The sequence below is a fragment of the Sediminihabitans luteus genome (assembly GCF_002797595.1).
In the GTDB taxonomy this organism is placed as follows: Bacteria; Actinomycetota; Actinomycetes; order Actinomycetales; family Cellulomonadaceae; genus Paraoerskovia; species Paraoerskovia lutea.
In genome coordinates, this window is record NZ_PGFE01000003.1 from 151,463 (window position 1) to 166,159 (window position 14,697).

The 14,697-nt window shown below is 73.9% G+C and carries 14 protein-coding genes; 7 read left to right on the forward strand and 7 right to left on the reverse strand.

Annotated elements, in window-relative coordinates:
• Positions 1 to 51 precede the first annotated feature (51 nt).
• Complete coding sequence (locus tag CLV28_RS10360; RefSeq protein WP_100423253.1) at positions 52 to 477, forward strand: VOC family protein; 426 nt, start codon at positions 52 to 54, stop codon at positions 475 to 477.
• 3 nt (positions 478 to 480) lie between these two features.
• Here the strand turns inward: CLV28_RS10360 and CLV28_RS10365 are convergent, their stop codons facing one another.
• Together CLV28_RS10365 and CLV28_RS10370 are read right to left on the reverse strand one after the other, a co-directional pair.
• A complete protein-coding gene (locus CLV28_RS10365) occupies positions 481 to 765 on the reverse strand; it encodes a hypothetical protein (protein WP_100423254.1) in 285 nt (94 codons plus the stop codon).
• 105 nt (positions 766 to 870) lie between these two features.
• Complete coding sequence (locus CLV28_RS10370) at positions 871 to 3,237, reverse strand: ATP-binding cassette domain-containing protein (protein WP_100423255.1); 2,367 nt, start codon at positions 3,235 to 3,237, stop codon at positions 871 to 873.
• A 146-nt stretch (positions 3,238 to 3,383) separates the two neighbouring features.
• On the opposite strand from CLV28_RS10370, the gene CLV28_RS10375 reads away from it, so the two are divergent.
• The 3 genes from CLV28_RS10375 to CLV28_RS10385 are packed head-to-tail and all read left to right on the forward strand — an operon-like array spanning position 3,384 to position 6,627.
• Positions 3,384 to 4,343, forward strand: a complete 960-nt coding sequence (locus CLV28_RS10375) for a zinc-binding dehydrogenase (protein WP_100423256.1) — start codon at positions 3,384 to 3,386, stop codon at positions 4,341 to 4,343.
• The gene (locus CLV28_RS10380) at positions 4,340 to 5,317 is read left to right on the forward strand and encodes an alpha/beta hydrolase (RefSeq protein WP_100423257.1); all 978 of its coding nucleotides are present in this window, start codon (positions 4,340 to 4,342) and stop codon (positions 5,315 to 5,317) included. The genes CLV28_RS10375 and CLV28_RS10380 overlap by 4 nt, the downstream gene beginning before the upstream one ends.
• 50 nt (positions 5,318 to 5,367) lie before the next feature.
• A complete protein-coding gene (locus tag CLV28_RS10385) occupies positions 5,368 to 6,627 on the forward strand; it encodes an MFS transporter (protein WP_100423258.1) in 1,260 nt (419 codons plus the stop codon).
• Positions 6,628 to 6,697: 70 nt separating this feature from the next.
• Here CLV28_RS10385 and CLV28_RS10390 read toward each other — a convergent pair whose 3' ends face one another.
• Together CLV28_RS10390 and CLV28_RS10395 are read right to left on the reverse strand one after the other, a co-directional pair.
• On the reverse strand, positions 6,698 to 8,800 hold the full coding sequence (locus CLV28_RS10390) for a restriction system modified-DNA reader domain-containing protein (RefSeq protein ID WP_100423259.1): 2,103 nt from the start codon (positions 8,798 to 8,800) through the stop codon (positions 6,698 to 6,700).
• A gap of 122 nt (positions 8,801 to 8,922) precedes the next feature.
• Complete coding sequence (locus CLV28_RS10395) at positions 8,923 to 9,234, reverse strand: MTH1187 family thiamine-binding protein (protein WP_100423260.1); 312 nt, start codon at positions 9,232 to 9,234, stop codon at positions 8,923 to 8,925.
• Positions 9,235 to 9,355: 121 nt separating this feature from the next.
• Between CLV28_RS10395 and CLV28_RS10400 the strand changes: the two genes are divergently transcribed.
• Positions 9,356 to 9,808 carry a DUF6174 domain-containing protein gene (locus tag CLV28_RS10400; protein WP_100423261.1) on the forward strand — a complete coding sequence of 151 codons (453 nt, stop codon included), beginning with the start codon at positions 9,356 to 9,358 and terminating at the stop codon, positions 9,806 to 9,808.
• Positions 9,809 to 9,909: 101 nt separating this feature from the next.
• Entirely contained in the window at positions 9,910 to 10,416 is a 507-nt protein-coding gene (locus CLV28_RS10405; protein ID WP_100423262.1) for a DUF6174 domain-containing protein, read from the forward strand.
• A 17-nt stretch (positions 10,417 to 10,433) separates the two neighbouring features.
• On the opposite strand, the gene CLV28_RS10410 is transcribed toward CLV28_RS10405, so the two are convergent.
• The 3 genes from CLV28_RS10410 to CLV28_RS10420 are packed head-to-tail and all read right to left on the reverse strand — an operon-like array spanning position 10,434 to position 13,452.
• A complete protein-coding gene (locus CLV28_RS10410; RefSeq protein WP_239073057.1) occupies positions 10,434 to 11,342 on the reverse strand; it encodes an ABC transporter ATP-binding protein in 909 nt (302 codons plus the stop codon).
• Positions 11,339 to 12,382 (reverse strand): FecCD family ABC transporter permease, encoded by a 1,044-nt coding sequence (locus CLV28_RS10415; RefSeq protein ID WP_100423263.1) that lies wholly within the window; start codon positions 12,380 to 12,382, stop codon positions 11,339 to 11,341. The genes CLV28_RS10410 and CLV28_RS10415 overlap by 4 nt, the downstream gene beginning before the upstream one ends.
• Positions 12,379 to 13,452, reverse strand: coding sequence for a FecCD family ABC transporter permease (locus tag CLV28_RS10420; protein WP_100423264.1), 1,074 nt, complete (start codon positions 13,450 to 13,452; stop codon positions 12,379 to 12,381). Before CLV28_RS10420 ends, CLV28_RS10415 begins: the two co-directional genes overlap by 4 nt.
• Before the next feature lie 105 nt (positions 13,453 to 13,557).
• On the opposite strand from CLV28_RS10420, the gene CLV28_RS10425 reads away from it, so the two are divergent.
• Complete coding sequence (locus CLV28_RS10425) at positions 13,558 to 14,562, forward strand: iron-siderophore ABC transporter substrate-binding protein (protein ID WP_100423265.1); 1,005 nt, start codon at positions 13,558 to 13,560, stop codon at positions 14,560 to 14,562.
• Positions 14,563 to 14,697: the final 135 nt, after the last annotated feature.

Consider the following 14,697-nt stretch of genomic DNA (forward strand, 5'->3'; position numbering starts at 1 on the left):
AGCCTGGACGGGCGGCCCGCCGTCGGGGCGGGTCCCGGCCGAGGAGCGACCATGGCGACCCTGCTCAACCCCTACCTGCAGTTCGACGCGAACGCCGCCGAGGTGCTCGCCTTCTACCAGCAGGTGCTCGGCGGCGAGGTGCACTCGAGCACCTTCGCCGAGGGCGGCATCAGCGACGAGCCCGGCGAGCGCGACAAGATCATGCACGGCATGCTCACGACGCCCGGTGGCCTCGTGCTCATGTGCGCCGACACCCCGCCCGGGATGGAGCACCCCGGGTTCACCAGCGCGGTGTCGATCTCGCTCAGCGGCGACGACGACGCGCAGCTGCGCGGGTTCTGGGCCGGCCTCGCGGACGGTGGCACCATCGCCCTGCCGCTCGAGGTCGCCCCGTGGGGCGACGCGTTCGGGCTCGTGATCGACCGGTTCGGGGTGCACTGGATGGTCAACATCGCCGGGTCGCCCGGCACCGCCTGAGCCTCAGAGCGACCCGAAGAGCACCAGCGCGGCGAGACCGATCAGCAGGCCCCAGCGCCACCACCAGTGGATCCGCACGTGCTTCTCGCGCTGCGCGAGAGCCTTCTCGTGCGGCTCCATGTCGCGCGTCGCCCACCCGTTCTCGGTGAGCGTCGCGAGGCCGTAGCCCGACGGGAACGAGAGGCGGAACAGCCAGAACACGTGCACGTACCAGTAGCGCAGGACGACCGCCTGCGTGTCGTTCACCTGGGCGGTGAGGGCGTTGCGGCCCCAGCCGAAGAAGATCATCCCGCGCTCCGTCGCTCGTAGTTGTCGCGGGCAACCTAGCGCATCTCGGGCGTCCTGGACGCCACGGGACGAACCGGTGAGACGACGGCGATACCGGGCGCCCGCTCAGGCGCCGACGTAGGCGGCGAGATGCTCGCCCGTGAGCGTCGAGCGCTGTGCCACGAGGTCGGCCGGCGTGCCTTCGAAGACCACGCGCCCGCCGTCGTGCCCCGCACCCGGGCCGAGGTCGACGATCCAGTCGGCGTGCGCCATGACGGCCTGGTGGTGCTCGATCACGACGACCGACCGGCCCGCGTCGACCAGCCGGTCGAGCAGCCCCAGGAGCTGCTGGACGTCGGCCAGGTGCAGGCCCGTGGTCGGCTCGTCGAGCACGTAGACGCCGCCCTTCTCGCCCATGTGCGTCGCGAGCTTGAGGCGCTGCCGCTCGCCGCCCGAGAGGGTCGTCAACGGCTGCCCGAGCGTGAGGTACCCGAGCCCGACGTCGGCCATGCGGTCCAGGATCTTGTGCGCCGCGGGGATGCGCGCCTCGCCCTGCGCGAAGTGCTCGACCGCGTCGTCGACCGACATCGCGAGCACCTCGCTGATGTTCCGGCCGCCGAGGCGGTAGTCGAGCACCGCCGCCTGGAAGCGCCGTCCCTCGCACTCCTCGCAGGTCGTCGCGACGCCCGCCATCATCGCGAGGTCCGTGTAGACGACGCCCGCGCCCTTGCACGTGGGGCACGCACCCTCGGAGTTCGGGCTGAACAGCGCGGGCTTGACCCCGTTCGCCTTGGCGAACGCCTTGCGGATCGGGTCGAGCAGCCCCGTGTACGTCGCCGGGTTGGACCGGCGCGAGCCACGGATCGCCGTCTGGTCGATCGAGACCACGCCGTCGCGGCCCGCGATCGAGCCGCGCACGAGCGAGCTCTTGCCCGACCCCGCGACGCCGGTCAGGACCACGAGCACCCCCAGCGGGAGGTCGACGTCGACGTCCTGCAGGTTGTTCTCGCCCGCGCCGCGGATCTCGAGCGTGCCGGACGCCGCCCGGACCGTCGGCTTGAGCGTCGCACGGTCGTCGAGGTGGCGGCCCGTGAGCGTGCCGCTCGCCCGCAGGCCGTCGAGGTCGCCCTCGAACACGATCTCGCCGCCGGCCGTGCCCGCGCGCGGACCGAGGTCGACCACGTGGTCGGCGATCGCGATCGCCTCAGGCTTGTGCTCGACGACGAGCACCGTGTTGCCCTTGTCGCGCAGGCGCAGCAGGAGGGCGTTCATGCGGTCGATGTCGTGCGGGTGCAGGCCGATCGTCGGTTCGTCGAACACGTACGTGACGTCCGTGAGGGACGACCCCAGGTGCCGGATCATCTTGGTGCGCTGCGCCTCGCCGCCCGAGAGCGTGCCCGCCGGCCGGTCGAGCGACAGGTAGCCCAGCCCGATCTCGACGAACGAGTCGAGCACGTGCCGCAGGGTCTCGAGCAGCGGGGCGACCGACGGCTCGTCGAGGCCCCGCACCCAGGTCGCGAGGTCGCTGATCTGCATCGAGCAGGCCTCGGCGATGTTGACCCCGGCGATGCGCGACGAGCGCGCCCCCGCGTTGAGCCGCGTCCCGCCGCACTCCGGGCACGCCGTGAACGTGACCGCGCGGTCCACGAACGCCCGCACGTGCGGCTGCATCGCGTCGCGGTCCTTGGACAGGAACGACTTCTGGATCTTCGGGATCAGGCCCTCGTACGTGAGGTTGATGCCGTCGACCCTGATCTTGGTCGGCTCCTTGCGCAGCAGGTCGTCGAGCTCGCGCTCCGTGAACTCCCCGACCGGCTTGCTCGCGTCGAAGAACCCGCAGCCGCGGAAGATCCGGCCGTACCAGCCGTCGACGCTGTACCCGGGGACCGTCAGCGCGCCCTCGTCGAGCGACTTCGACGCGTCGAACAGCGCGGTCAGGTCGAAGTCCGTGACCTTGCCCATGCCCTCGCAGCGCGGGCACATGCCGCCCGTGACCGTGAACTCGCGGCGCTCCTTGACCTTCTTGCCGTCCTTCTCGAACTCGACCGCGCCCGCCCCGCTGACCGACGCGACGTTGAAGGAGAACGCCTGCGCCGACCCGATGTGCGGCTCGCCGAGCCGGCTGAACAGGATGCGCAGCATCGCCAGGGCGTCGGTCGCCGTCCCGACCGTCGAGCGCGGGTTCGCGCCCATGCGCTCCTGGTCGACGACGATCGCCGTCGTCAGCCCGTCGAGCACGTCGACGTCGGGGCGGCCGAGCGTCGGCATGAACCCCTGCACGAACGCGCTGTACGTCTCGTTGATGAGCCGCTGCGACTCGGCCGCGATGGTGCCGAACACGAGCGAGCTCTTGCCCGAGCCGGACACGCCCGTGAAGACCGTGACACGGCGCTTGGGGAGCTCGACGCTCACGTCCTTGAGGTTGTTGACGCGGGCGCCCTGCACCCGGATCAGGTCGTGCGTGTCCGCCACGTGCTCGCTGCCTGCGCTCATGGCGACACGCTAGCGCGGGCGACCCACGCGCCGCCGCCCGGGCCCGGCCCTCCCCCACCGGGCCCGGCGGCCGCTCCGCCCCGCCCGGCCCCGCGATCTCTCCGCCCCGCCCGGCCCAGCCGGTGACCTCGGGCTACGTTGGATCCATGCTCGCCGCCTACGTGACCACGACCCGCCCCGACTCCCCGCTCGACGCCCTCGAGGTCGGGGACCGCCCCGCCCCCGAGCCGCGCGAGCACTGGACCACCGTCGACGTGCGCGCCGCGTCGCTCAACCACCACGACCTGTGGTCGCTGCGCGGCGTCGGGCTGCCCGACGAGCGCCTGCCGATGATCCTCGGCACCGACGCCGCGGGCGTCGCCCCCGACGGCACCGAGGTCGTGGTGCACGGCGTGATCGGGGCCGACGGACACGGCGTCGGACCGCGCGAGACCCGGTCGCTGCTGTCCGAGAAGTACCAGGGCACGCTCGCCGAGCAGGTGTCCGTGCCGACCGCGAACCTCGTGCCCAAGCCCGCCGGGCTCGGGTTCGTCGAGGCCGCGTGCCTGCCGACCGCGTGGCTCACCGCGTACCGGATGCTGTTCCGCGCGGCCGAGCTCGCGCCGGGCGACCGCGTGCTCGTGCAGGGCGCGGGCGGCGGCCTCACGTCGGCCGCGATCACGCTCGCCGCGGCGGCCGGGATCGAGGTGTTCGCGACGTCGCGCAGCGCCGACAAGCGCGAGCGCGCGGTCGCGCTCGGCGCCGCCGCCGCGTTCGAGCCCGGCGCGCGCCTGCCCTCGCGGGTCGACGCCGTCGTCGAGTCGGTCGGCGCCGCGACCTGGTCGCACTCGGTGCGCTCGCTGCGACCGGGCGGCACGATCGCGGTCGCCGGAGCGACGTCGGGCGACCCGAGCCCCGCCGAGCTCACCCGGATCTTCTTCAACGAGCTGCGCGTCCAGGGCGTCACGATGGGCACGCGCGACGACCTCGCCGCGCTCCTGCGGTTCGTCGACCGCACGGGCGTGCGCCCGACGCTCGACACCGTGCTGCCCCTCGCACGCGCGGCCGAGGGCTTCGCCCGCATCGCGGGCGGCGACCAGTTCGGCAAGGTGGTGCTCGAGCCGTGACCGCAGCCCGGGACGGGTGGGTCGAGGACGTCCTCGGCCCCGACTACCGCCGGCTCACGCTCGAGCTCGGGGCGGACGACGAGGGCGACGTCGTCGCGACGCTCGTGCGGTACGAGCCGCCGAGCGACTCGCCCGTGCGGCCCGCGCGCGCGGTGCTCTACGTGCACGGGTGGTCCGACTACTTCTTCCAGACCGGCCTCGCCGAGTACTGGCACGCCCAGGGCGCGGCCTTCTACGCGCTGGACCTGCGCAAGTACGGGCGCAGCCTGCGACCGCACCAGACCCCGGGGTACGTCGAGTCCCTCGACGAGTACGACGCCGACATCGAGGCCGCGCTCGCCGAGATTCACGCCGAGCTCGGCACGCACGTGCGCGTCATGTACGTGGGGCACTCCACGGGCGGCCTCACGGGCGTGCTGTGGGCCGCGCGCAACCCGGGCCGCCTCAGCGCGCTCGTGCTCAACTCGCCCTGGATCGAGATGCAGGGCTCGGCCGTGGTCCGCACCATCTCGACGCCCGCGATCCGCCAGCTCGCCCGGTTCCAGCCCCGGGCCCCCCTGCCGAGCATCGACCCCGGCTACTACGCCCGCACCTTGCACGTCGACGACGGCGGCGAGTGGACCTACGACAAGACGTGGCGGCCGTCCGTGTCGTTCCCGGTGCGCGGCGGGTGGCTCGCCGCGATCATCGACGGCCACGCGAAGGTCCAGGCGGGCCTGCACATCGCCGAGCCGATCATCGTGCTGCTCTCCTCGCGCACGATCATCACGCCGCGCTGGAGCGAGGACATGCGCTCGGCCGACATCGTGCTCGACGTCGACGTGCTCTCCCGGCGCGCACCGTCGCTCGGCAGCACCGTGACGATCGCGCGCATCCCCGGCGGGATCCACGACCTCGCGCTCTCGGCCCCGGGCCCGCGCGCCCGCTTCTACGCCGAGATCACGCGGTGGGCCGCGGGCTACGGGTGGGGGTAGGACGGCGTGGTGCCGGGTCCCGCGGAGGCCTGACGTAGGCTCTGTGGCTCGTGAGCAGACTCGTCGACCTCGTCGCCCCGCCCCGGTTCGGGACGGGGTTCCGGTGGTTGCTGTCGTCGTCGTGGACGACGAACGTGGGCGACGGCATCGCGCTCGCCGCCGGCCCGCTGCTCGTCGCGGCGCGCACCGACGACGCGTTCGTCGTCGCGCTCGCGGCCCTGCTGCAGTGGCTGCCGCCCCTGCTGTTCGGCCTCTGGGCCGGGGTCGTGACCGACCGCGTGGACCGGCGCCGCCTCGTCGTCGCGGTCAACGTCGCCCGGTGCGCGGTGCTCGGGGTGCTCGTGCTCGCCGTCGCGGTCGACGCCGCACCGATCTGGCTCGTGCTCGCCGCGATGTTCGTGCTCGGCACCGCCGAGACGTTCGCCGACAACGCCTCGGGGACGATCCTGCCGATGCTCGTGCAGCGCGACGACATCGCGCTCGCGAACTCGCGCCTGCAGGCCGGCTTCATCACGCTCAACCAGCTCGCCGGGCCGCCCGTGGGAGCGTTCCTGTTCGCGATCGGGCAGGCATGGCCGTTCGCGACCCAGGCGCTGCTCGTCGCGTTCGGCACGCTGCTCGTCTCACGCGTCGTGCTGCCGCCGCACGGGCGCGCCAAGGAAGCCGACGCCCCGCGCTCGCGCGTGCTCGCCGACGTGCGCGAGGGGGTCGTGTGGGTGTGGCGGCACGCCGCCGTGCGCACGCTCGTGCTGACCATCTTCATCTTCAACATCACGTTCGGCGCCGCATGGTCGGTGCTCGTGCTGTACGCGACGCAGCGCCTCGGTCTGGGCGCGGTCGGGTTCGGGCTCGTGACCACGGTGCAGGCCGTCGGCGGGCTGCTCGCGACCTTCGCCTACGGCTGGATCACCCGGCGCGTGAGCCTCGGCAACCTCCTGCGGGTCGGCCTGATCATCGAGACGCTCACGCACCTCGGGCTCGCGCTCACCACGACGCCATGGGTCGCGCTCGCGATCTTCTTCGTGTTCGGCGCGCACGCGTTCGTGTGGGGCGCGACGTCGACGTCGGTGCGCCAGCGCGCCGTGCCCACCCACCTGCAGGGGCGCGTCGGCTCGGTCAACCTCGTCGGGGTGTTCGGCGGTCTCGTGATCGGTGCCGCCGTCGGCGGGGTGCTCGCGCAGCACGGCGGGGTCACGGCCCCGTTCTGGTTCGCGTTCGCCGGGTCCGCGCTGTTCGTGGTGCTGATCTGGGGCCAGTTGCGACACGTCGCGCACGCCGACGCCGCGCCGGTGCCGGACGCCGACGCCTGACTCCGCCCGGAGACCCTGTTCTCGCCGGGGCCGACGCACCCCTGGGTGGCACGAGACCGGGAGGTGGTCCTCAGGCGAAGCGCGCGCGGAACTCGTCCGTGAGGCTCGGCCCGTTCTCGCCGAACCGCCACACGCTCCAGCCGTCGGCCGTGTAGGTGCCCGACGCGGCGGCGGCCGCGGAGTCGGGGCTGCGGTAGCGCGTGCCGTCCGAGAGCTCGATCGAGCCGTCCGTCAGCAGCGTCGCCTCGAACCGCTCGCCACGACGTGGTCGGGTCCACACCAGGTGGCACGGGGTCCCGATCGAGCGGGCGAGCGACGCGAGGTCCGGGTCGTCCTCGTCGAAGTCGGGCACCGGGAACGCCGCCGAGAGCGGGCTCGGCTCGCGACCCGCGGCAGGCGGTGCGTCGTAGACGGGCGGCGCGTACGCGTCAGGCTCGTCGTAGGCGCGACGGTCGTAGGCGGGCGGGTCGTAGCGAGGCTGCTCGTACGAGAGCGGCTCGTAGGCAGGGGCCGCGTAGGCGGAGGCCTCGTAGGTCGGCGCCTCGTAGGCAGGGGGCTCGTAGGTCGGGGCCGCGTAGTCCGACGAGTACGCGGACGCGCGACGGGGCGCCTCGTCGGTGGAGCCGCCGTACGCGGACGATCCGTAGCCGGACGTGTCACGGTCGGACGACGCGTAGCCCGTCGACCCGTACGTGGGGGCCTCGGAGGAAGACCTCTCGTACGACGGCGCGTCGTAGCTGGGCGCCTCGTAGCTGGGCGCCTCGGAGGACGGCGTCTCCGGCTCGTGGCTGCGCGTCCCGCGCGGGGGCGTCGGCGGTGCGTAGGCGGGGGTTGCGTAGGTCGGCGGGGTGTACGTCGACGGCGGGGTGTACGTCGACGGCGGCGTGTAGCTCGACGGCGGCGTGTAGCCCGTCGAGGGCGTGTATCCGCTCGACGACCCGCTCCCCGCGTCGTACCGCGGCGCGCTCTCGTAGGTCGGCAGGTCGGACGACGCCTCGCGCGCGGACCGTCGAGTCGGCACCGGGCCGGACGGCTCGCGGCGGCTGCGCCGCGTGGGTGGGGTCGCCGGCGACGACTCGGCTTGCGAGCTCACCGAGCGCGACGACTCCGCACCGTACGACTCGGCGACCGGCACGTCGTGCGTGGTCGGCACGCTCTGGGGCGTCTCGAGCGCGCGCGCGGCCGCCCGGGCGGCAGCACGCGTCATGCGCACCGGGGCGCTCACGGGGGCCGGCACCTCGACCGCCGGCCGCGCGGAGGAGGCGGACGACGGCACTGCCGAGGACGCACCCGCCGACGAAGCGCCCGGAGACGATGCACCCGCTGACGAGGAACCCGACGAAGATGCACCTGGCGACATGGAACCGGCCGAGCGCGACCGGACCGCGGGCGGTGCCGGGACCGCGGGGACGGCGTCCGACACCGAGACCGCGGGGGTCCAGCGCGCCGGCTCGGGCGTCGGGTCGACGGCCGCGACGGGGGCGGACTCGGCCTCGGCACGCGCGGCGCGGCGCGACCGCGCGGGCTTCTTCGTGGGCGACTGCGAGTGCTGGCGCACGGGGATCTCGTCGCGCGCCGCGGGGGCGTCGATGGTCACGAGGCCCGGGTCGACGGCACGCTCGACCGCGAGCGGGGAGACGTCGACGTAGCGTCGGCCGTCCTCGGCGTGGACGACCGCGACCCGCAGCACCGAGGCGCGCGCGCCGGGCTGCCGGATGAAGTCGACCGCGTCGAGCACGTCGTCACGCGCGGCCGAGCAGATCACGACGAGCCGCGCGCCCGCACCCGGCGTCATGCTGCCGCCCGTGCCGTACGGCAGGCCGTCGAAGAAGGCGTCGAGGTCGGGGGCGAACGCGTCCGCCCCGCCGCTGTACCGGGCGGCGAGCTCGCCGCGGGTCAGGCGCCCGGCCGCCCCCGCGTGCTTGAGCGCGCGCTGCAGCGCGGCGTCGTCGAGGTTCGCGACGACCTCGATGACCACGGGCGAGCCGCTCGCGTCGATCGCGAGCAGGTGCGGGTCTGCCGCCGAGCGGCCCTCCGCGATGGGGAAGATCCGCTCACCGAGCAGGGCGTCGATCTGCCCGTCGACCACGCGCTGCGCGGTCGTCGAGAGGGTCACGCCCTCGTCGGGCTGGACGAGAACAGGACGCTCCGGGTCGACCTCGAAGAGGGGCACGGACGGTCTCCTGGGGGCTCTCGGCACGGTGGCGGGGCGGTGTGACGCATAGCCTACGTCGCTTGGTGCACACCCCTGACAAGACATTCCCGCCTTCTCACGTGTTCTCCACCATACGGACGTCACATTTCGGCGGCACCCTCGGCGAGCCTGCGCTCGACCCGCTCGACCTTGCCGGTGAGCTCGCCCGTCGCGCCCGGCCGGATGTCCGCCTTGAGCACCAACGAGACCCGGTGCCCGCCCGCGCCCACGGCCTCGGTCGCGCGCTGGATGACGGGCATGACGTCGTCCCAGTCGCCCTCGATCTCGGTGAACATCGACGTGGTGCGGTTGGGCAGGCCCGACTCGCGGACGATGCGGACGGCCTCGGCGACGGAGTCCGTGACGGACTCCCCTGCACCGAGCGGGGCGACGGAGAACGCGAAGATGGCCATGCGCCCATTGTGTCCCGGAACGCAAGGTGTCCCGGTGCGCAAGCCGTCCCGGTGCGCAAGGCCCGCCGGCGTCGGCACACAGGCAGGGCGTGACCCCACCGACCGTCCTCGAGGAGCCCCGATGACCCGCCGTCGCACGCACGGCCGACCCGCCCTCCCCCTCGCCGGGGCCGTGGTGGCGCTCGGCCTCCTGCTGGGCGGGTGCGCCGCCGGCGACGTCGAGGCCGCCCGGACGGCGTGGGCGGCCGCAGGCGTGCCGGACTACGCCTACGTGCTCGACGCGGGCTGCGGCGAGCGCGCGCTCTACGGCAGGTTCGAGGTCACGGTCGAGGACGACGTCGTGGTGGAGGTCGTGGGGCCGGACGGATCCGTCGAGCCGGAGACGTTCACGTCGTGGGGCGGCGCGACGATCCCCGACCTCCTCGACCGACTCGCGGACGACGCCGGACACCTCACGGCGTTCGACGCCGACCCTGCCACGGGGGTCCCGACGCGCTACGAGCTCGACCCGCTGCCCGAGGCGATCGACGACGAGGAGTGCGCGACGATCAGCGACTTCACGCCCGCGGAGTGATCGCCGCCGGGCCGGTCCGGGATACGAGCGGGCGGGCCGACCCGGACCCGGGCCTGTCATGATCCGTCCATCGTCCCGTCGTGATTCCAGGGGGAACCACCATGAGCGCACCGACGCGCCGCGCCACGCCTGCCACGTCTGCCCGCACCTCACCGTCGGCCCGCCGGACCCTCGTCACCGGGATCGCTCTCGCCGCCGTCGTCTCCCTGGCGGCATGCACGGGCGACGAGCCGAGCGACGAGGCACCGTTCGCCGCCGACCTCGAGACCGCCCGCTCGACCTGGGCGCTCAACGGCGCCACCGACTACACGTTCGCGCTGGACGGCACGTGCGGCGCGCGCTCCCTCGACGGCCGGTACGTCGTCACGGTCGAGGGCGGGAAGATCGTCGCGGTCGACACCGAGGCGGGCCCGCGCGACGTCGACACCTTCGTCGGGTGGGGCGGCGAGACGATCGACGAGCTGCTCGCGCGGCTCGACGCCGACCCGACCGCGATCACAGGGTTCGTGTTCGACCCGGCGAGCGGCGCGCCCGGGAGGTACGAGCTCGATCCCGTCGTCGACGCCGAACGGTGCGGCTCGATCACGGGCTACCGTCCGGCGGGCTGAGCTCAGCCGGACCGAGCTCAGCGCGTCGCGCTGCGCGGCACCACGAGCGGCGTCCCCGTGAGGGGGTCCGGGATCACGAGGCACGGCAGCCCGAAGACGTGCTCGACCATCTCGGCGGTCACGATCTCGCCGGGCGGCCCCTGCGTCACGACCTCGCCGTCCTTCATCGCGACGAGGTGCGTCGCGTAGCGCGCCGCGTGGTTGAGGTCGTGCAGCACCGCGACGAGCGTGCTGCCGTCCGCGTGCAGGCGTGCGAACAGGTCGAGGAGCTCGATCTGGTGCGCGATGTCGAGGAACGTCGTGGGCTCGTCGAGCAGCAGGATCCGGGTCTCCTGCGCGAGCGCCATCGCGACCCACACGCGCTGGCGCTGGCCGCCCGAGAGCTCGTCGACCGGCACGTCCGCGAGCGCCGTGACCGACGTGGCCGCCATCGCGGCGGCGACGGCGCGCGCGTCGTCCTCCCCGCGCGCCCGGAACAGGCCTTGGTGGGGGTAGCGACCGCGGGCGACGAGGTCGGCGACGGTGATCCCGTCGGGGGCGATCGCGCTCTGCGGCAGGAGCCCGATGCGCCGGGCGGCCTCCTTGGTGTGCAGGTCGGCGATCGACCGGCCGTCGAGCACGACCTGTCCGGCGGCGGGCTTGAGCAGACGGGACAGCGCGCGCAGGAGCGTCGACTTGCCGCACGCGTTGGGTCCGACGATCACGGTGAAGGAGCGGTCGGGGATCTCGACCGAGAGCCCCTCGGAGACCGTCGTGCGCTCGTAGGCGAGCGTGACGTCGACGGCGGCGAGGCGCGAGGTCTGCCCGGTCGCTGCGGCGGCGTCGAGCGCTGCCGGGCTGTCGGACGGCGCCCCGGGGGCCGGCTTCGCGGCGGTGGCCGGCGTCGCGGCGTCGTCCGAGGTGCTCATGGTGTCCTTCGCGGTCATACGGTCCTCCGGGCCTCGCGGACGAGGAGCGTCAGCAGGTAGACGCCGCCGAGCACGATCGTCACGATACCCACGGGCAGGTCGGTCGGGAGCAGGTGCTGCGCCACGAGGTCGGCGGCGAGGAGCAGCGTGCCGCCGAGCAGCGCGGTGTGCCCGAGCGGGAGCCCCGCGCCGCCCGCGAGCCGCTTGGCGATCTGCGGCGCGGCGAGCGCGACGAACGCGATCGGTCCGGTGGTCGCGACGACCACGGCGGTCAGGGCCACGCCGACCACGAGGATCACGAGGCGGGCGGGCTCGACGCGCACGCCGTGCGCCGCGGCCGCGTCGTCGCCGAGCTCGAGCTGCCGCAGCGGCCGGGCGACCGCGAGCACGCACGGCACGAGGAGCGCGAGCATGAGCGCCGCGGGCCACAGCTGCGACCACCCGACGAGCCCGAGCGATCCGGCCGCCCACATCGAGGCGGCCATCGCGACCTCGGTCTGGACCTTGAGTAGCAGCCACGTGTTGAACGATCCGAGCATCGCGGTGATCGCGATGCCGACGACGATGAGCCGGAACCCCTGGACGCCGTCGCGGTAGGCGAGCAGGTAGACCACGAGGGCGGTCGCGAGACCGCCGACGAGCGCACCGCCCGTCGCGCCGAGCACCGAGCCGCCGAGCAGCACCGTGAACACGAGCACGCCCGTGAACGAGCCGGTCGCGAAGCCGATGACGTCGGGCGAGCCGAGCGGGTTGCGCGTGAGCGACTGGAACAGGGCCCCCGAGACGCCGAGCGCCGCACCGAACGCGAGCGCCGCGAGCACGCGGGGCAGGCGCCACTCGAGCACCACGGTCGACGCGAAACCCTGGTCGCCGCCGAGGGCACGCACGACCTCGAGGGGTCCGAGCGGGTAGTCGCCGAGCCCGAGGCCGAGCACGACGAGCACGAGGGCCGCAGCCCCGAGCGACACGGCCACGACGAGCCCGCGCCGACGCGGCGTCCGCGGTCTGGTGGGCGGGTGCGAACCCGCGCGCAGCGGGGCGGACGTCGGCGCGCTCACAGCCCCGTGACCTTCCGACGGCGCACGAGCGCGACGAGGACGGGAGCACCGACGAAGGCCGTGACGACCCCGACCGGGATCTCGCCGGGTCGGGCGACGACCCGGGCTGCGACGTCCGCCACGAGGACGAGGACCGGCCCCAGGACCATGCTGAGCGCGACGATCCACCGCTGGTCGGGCCCGACGACCCAGCGGGCGACGTGCGGGACCATGAGGCCCACGAACACGATCGGTCCGGCCATCGCGGTCGCGCCGCCCGCGAGCAAGGTCACGACGACGACGGCGAGCACGCGCGTGCGTCCGACCGACGAGCCGAGCGCGTGCGCGAGGTCGTCGCCGAGCGACAGGGCGTTGAGCGGCCCGGTGAGAGCGAGCGCGAGCAGGAGGCCGACGACCACGAAGGGCAGCACGGGCACGATCACGTCCCAGCCGCGGTTCTGGAACGAGCCGGACTCCCACGCCTGGATCGCGGCGAAGCGCTCGGGGTCGGTCAGGCGGATCGCGGAGACGAGGCCCGAGAGCACCGCGCCGAGCGCGACGCCCGCGAGCGTGAGCTGGGCCGGGCCGGGCGTGCCGCGCCCGGCGGACCCGACGAGGTACACCGCGACGGTCGCCAGGAGCGCACCGGCGAACGCGAACCACACGTACCCGGTGGGCGACGTCACGCCCAGGAACCCGACGGCGACCGCGACGAGGAACGCCGAGCCGCTCGTGACGCCGAGGATCCCGGGGTCGGCGAGCGGGTTGCGGGTCACGGCCTGGATCACGGCGCCCGCCACGGCGAGCGACGCGCCCACCGCGAGGCCGAGCACCGTGCGGGGCAGACGGAGCCCGACGACGGCCGCGTGGTCGGCGGCAGGGACGTCGCCCCCGGTCAGGGCGGCCCAGACGGTGCCGACCGGGACGGCCCGCGAGCCGATCGCGAGGCTCGCCACGACGCACACGACGAGCACCACGAGGGCGGTCACGAGCGCAGCGGTGCGCGCGCCGGGGCTCTGCAGGCCGGGCGCGCGCGGCCTGGGTGGGGCCGGGAGGGTGGTCGGGGGGCTGTCGTGCACGATGGGTTCCATCTTAGGCTAGCCTTGCCAATGCCTGAGACAGCGCTTCCATCGCGCCGTCCCCCCGCACCGACCCACCGGCCGGTGCCACGCCCCGTGACAGAGAGGGCCGCTCCCATGACGCGCCGCACTCGTACCCTCGTCGCCGCCACCGCGGCGGCCGCGCTCCTGACCCTGACCGCGTGCTCGTCGTCCGACGACACGACGGACGCCGCGACCGACGGCGCGTCCGCCGGATCGGCCGACGCCGCGTTCCCCGCGAGCGTCGAGACCAAGTTCGGCACCGTGACCGTCGACGAGAAGCCCGAGCGGGTCGTCGCGCTCGGCTGGGGCGACGCCGAGACCGCGCTCGCGCTGGGCGTGCAGCCCGTGGGCGCCTCCGACTGGCTCGGGTTCGGCGGCGACGGCGTCGGCCCGTGGGCCGAGGGCCTGTACGACGAGTCGCCCGAGATCATCGAGACCCTCGAGCCCTCGTACGAGGCCATCGCCGCGCTCGAGCCCGACCTCATCCTCGACATCCGCTCGTCGGGCGACCAGGAGCGCTACGACAAGCTCTCGTCGATCGCCACGACCATCGGCGTGCCCGAGGGCGGCGACAGCTACCTCGCGGACGCCGACGACCAGATGGAGATGATCTCGACGGCGCTCGGCGTGCCCGAGAAGGGCGAGCAGCTGCTCGACGAGGTCGACGCCGCGTTCGACGAGGCGACGGCCGCGCACCCCGAGTGGGACGGCAAGACCGTGACCGCCGCGACCCGCACGAGCGAGGGCTGGGGCGCGTACGTCGAGGAGTCGAGCCGCGTCGAGTTCCTGGAGAACCTCGGGTTCGAGCAGAGCCCGACCATCGCGGAGATCCCCGCGAACGCCGGCGGCTTCTCGGTCGACATCTCGTCCGAGCAGCTCGACCTGCTCGACGCCGACCTGATCGTCGCGTTCCCCATCTGGATCGAGACGACCGAGATCACCGAGGACCCGCAGTGGAAGGCCATCCCCGCGGTGGCCGACGACCGTGACGTCGTGATCGACGGCGACCTGTCGAGCGCCTACTCGCTCGGCACGAGCCTCGCGACGCTCTACGCGATCGACAACCTGGTGCCCCTCCTCGAGGACGCCACCAAGTAGTCCCCACCGCCGCCGGGGGCCCACCGCCGCCGGGGCCGACCGCCACCGGGGCCCACCGCCACCGGGGCCCACCGCCGACCGCGCGATCTGTCACGCGATTCCGCCGAATCGCGTGACAGATCGCGCGGTCGCGGG